Consider the following 3,464-nt stretch of genomic DNA (forward strand, 5'->3'; position numbering starts at 1 on the left):
CGCCGTCCCCGACGGACCCGTCTCCCCCGTTCTCGCCCACCACGCCGCCGTCGGGGAATACGTGTGGCTCGGCCCGCCCTACCACGCCGGACTCACCCTCGACCCCGACGACCACGGCGACCTCCTCCTCGCCGCCGGCGGCACCGGCCTGGCACCCCTACGCGCCATCACCGAACACCGCACCACCACCGGCACCACCAACGGCCGGCAGCGGCGAGTCACCCTCATCGTCGGCGCCCGCACCCTCGAAGACCTCTACGACAGCATCACCCTCGACACCCTCCAGACGACTCACCACGAGTGGCTGACCATCAGACCCACCTTCACCGACGACCCCCTCACCGACCCGGCGGCCCAGGGCGACGTGCTCACCGCCCTCCTCGACCACTACCGGCCCGGCCACCACGTCCACGTCGCCGGCCCACCCGCACTCATCGACCACGCCCGACACCGCCTCCCCCTCGCCGGTATCCCCGCCGACCACCTCCACCTCGCCGAAACCTTCACCCGCCCCACTTCACCCGCCGTAGAACCAACAGCCAGCACTAGGCACTCTCGACGGCAGGGCACCGCTGCGCATCCGAAGCCCACCCAAATGCGGTGACAACGCCAGATCCTCCTCGTGACCGCCCATCCCAAGGCATTCGGGCGCTCGCGTCCACGACTGCCCACGTGCGTGGGCTGGTGCTCTTTCCTCTCGGCGTGTCTACCCGGGCGGATAGCGGCCCCAGCAGACGAACCAACTGGTTGCGGCGGGTCGTCGCCTCAACCCATGTCATCCCTCTCTTGTAGGAGCACACCTTTGATCTCCCGCCTCCGGCGTCTGCATGACGACCACGTCTCGCCCTCGCCGTCCGATGCGCTGTCTGCGGCTGACGGCAACGGCCTGTCAGCCGTGTCGGTCCGCGCAGGGGCAGACACGCCCCCGAATAGGGCGGTGGCGGCGCAGCCCACTGGGCGGCTGCCGGTGTTGCGCCCGTACCAGGCGGAGGCGGTCGAGGCGATCGTCCGCGGCGCGGCCAGCGCCGGCAGGGGGCAGGTGATCGCTGCTTGCGGGACCGGGAAGACGCTGGTCGCGGCACACGCGGCGACCAGGGTCTGCGCGCGGGGCTTGGTGGTGATCGCGTGTCCGTCTCTGGCGTTGGTGGGCCAGACCTTGCGGGTGTGGCGGCCGGTCGGCGCCCACACAATGGCGGTGTGCAGCGACGACACCGTGGCCGACGTGGCCGGCTACGTCGATGTCCTGAGCTGCCCGGTGATGACCGACGTGGACGACATCACCGCCTGGCTGCGTCGCGCACCGGCTGATCAGATGCGTCTGCTCGCCGTCACCAACGCCTCGGCCAACCGTGTCGGTGCCGCGCTGCGGGCGGCAGGCATGACCGCTGACCTCCTGATCATCGACGAAGCGCACCGCACCGCTGGTGTCGCGGGCCGGCTGTACGGGCGGGTGCACGACGACGCGGTCCTGCCGGCGAGGGTGCGGCTGAACATGACCGCGACACCGCGGATCGTGACGTCCCGCCCCGGTCAGGAAGGGGTCGACGTGCTGTCCATGGACGACCCGCAGGTGTTCGGGCCCGTGTGGCACCGGTATCCGTTCGGGCGGGCGATCGGCGAGGGCTGGCTCGACGACTTCCGGGTCGTCGTCATCGGCGTGACGTCCCGCGACGCCCTGACGTCGCTCCAGGCCGCCGACGGCACCGGTGTCACCGCCGTCGGTGACGCTCCGCTGCGCACCGCCGTGGTCCAGACGGCCCTGCTGCGCGCCGCGCGCGAGTTCGGGCTGCGTCGGGTGCTGGTCTTCACCACCCGCGTGGGCGACAGCAGAGAGTTCGCCCGCACCCTCGGCCGCACGGCGTCCCTGCTACCGGCCGAACACCGGCCGGTGGGCCGGCTCACGACCGGCCACGTCGACGGCCAGCAGACCCTGGCCCAGCGGCAGATCAACCTCGACCACCTCGCCGACCCACCCGACGACGGATGGACGGTGATCTCCTCCGTTCGTGCTCTCGGCGAGGGCGTGGACGTGCCCGCCGTCGACGCGATCGTGCTGACCCGGCCGATGCGCTCGCCGGTGCAGGTGGTGCAGACCGTCGGCAGGGCGCTGCGCCGCAACCCCGCCGGCACCGGCACCGCCACCATCCTGGTCCCCCTGCTGCTGCCCGACGACCCGGCGCAGCTCCCGCACGCCGACGACGAGTGGGAGACCGTCCTGCAGGTGCTGTGGGCGATGCGCGCCCACGACGAGACGCTCGCCGCCGACCTCGACATCCGCCACCGTGACGCCCACACCAGCCACGACACGCGGCAGCCGCGACTACCCGAACGGGTGCTCCTGCGCATGCCCGAGGGATACCTCACCGACACCCTGCTGCGGCATGTCACCGTCCGGATCCTCGACCACGCCGACCCCCACCGGCTCGTCGCCCGCCCCAGCAGCGCATGGGCGACCGGCATCGCCGCCGCCCGAGCCTTTCACGAGCGGGAAGGGCACCTCGACGCGCCCCGCTTCCACCGCGAAGGCGACTTCGACCTCGGCGGGTTCATCCACTACTGCCGAGGCCGCTACCGAAGCCGGCAGCTGACCCCCGACCAGGTGCGAACCCTGGAAGACCTCGGCATCAACTGGAGGGTGCACGACAGCCGCTGGCAGCGACACCTCGCCGCGTTCGCCGCGTTCCACCGCCGCGAGGGACACCTGAGGGTCCCCCGCGACCACCGCGAAGGCGACATCCAACTCGGAAACCTCTCCCACAACCTCCGCAGACAACGCAAGCTGGGCCGCGTCCCGGCCGACCGGATCGCCGCCCTCGACGCCATGGGCTTCCCCTGGACGCTCCACCCACCACGACGCCACCACACCACCCACACCAACCCCGCGGCCAGGCCACCAACCCCACCAACGACCGCCCAACACACCCCCCGCGGGAGGACCCGATGAGCGTGGAACTCCACCTCTGCCTGTTCAACTTCGAAGCCGGCGGGATGCAGCCCGACGGCACCTACGACTTCGCGCCCCTGACCCAGGCGTTCCTCGACGAGCCCCACCCCGACCTCCTGATGCTCTGCGAGGCCAAGTTCTGGAACGCCCGAGGCCGACGACCGTTCCACACCGCCATGGCCCACCTCGCCGAAACAACCGGCCGTCCCTACGTCGGCGAACTCCACACCGGAGCACTCGCCACCGCCGTCATCTACGACCCCCGCGTGCTACGCCTCGACGCCGCAGAAGAACCCGAGTTCCCCGACAAACGCAACCTGGCCCGGTTCTGTCTCCGCGCCGACCCCGGATACCGCCTCCAGGTCTTCGTGGAGCACTGGCCCTACGCCGACCCGGAACAACGCCTCGCCCGAGCCCGGCTCCTTGCCACGTTCGGCACCAGCCCCATCCCCACCCTGATCGCCGGAGACACCAACAGCACCAGCTCCGGCCCACACCTGCCAACACAAGACTGGACCAC

2 protein-coding genes and 1 pseudogene are annotated in these 3,464 nt (G+C 71.2%); all 3 read left to right on the forward strand.

Annotated elements, in window-relative coordinates:
• Positions 1–604, forward strand: a pseudogene (locus E1258_RS31105) (oxidoreductase); the annotation flags it as partial.
• A 333-nt stretch (positions 605–937) separates the two neighbouring features.
• Entirely contained in the window at positions 938–2,944 is a 2,007-nt protein-coding gene (locus E1258_RS31110) for a DEAD/DEAH box helicase (RefSeq protein ID WP_165949952.1), read from the forward strand.
• Positions 2,941–3,464: endonuclease/exonuclease/phosphatase family protein (locus E1258_RS31115; protein ID WP_132407378.1), on the forward strand; the 524-nt coding region annotated here is incomplete at its 3' end. The genes E1258_RS31110 and E1258_RS31115, both read left to right, overlap by 4 nt.

Source organism: Micromonospora sp. KC207 (assembly GCF_004348615.1).
Taxonomy (GTDB): Bacteria; Actinomycetota; Actinomycetes; order Mycobacteriales; family Micromonosporaceae; genus Micromonospora.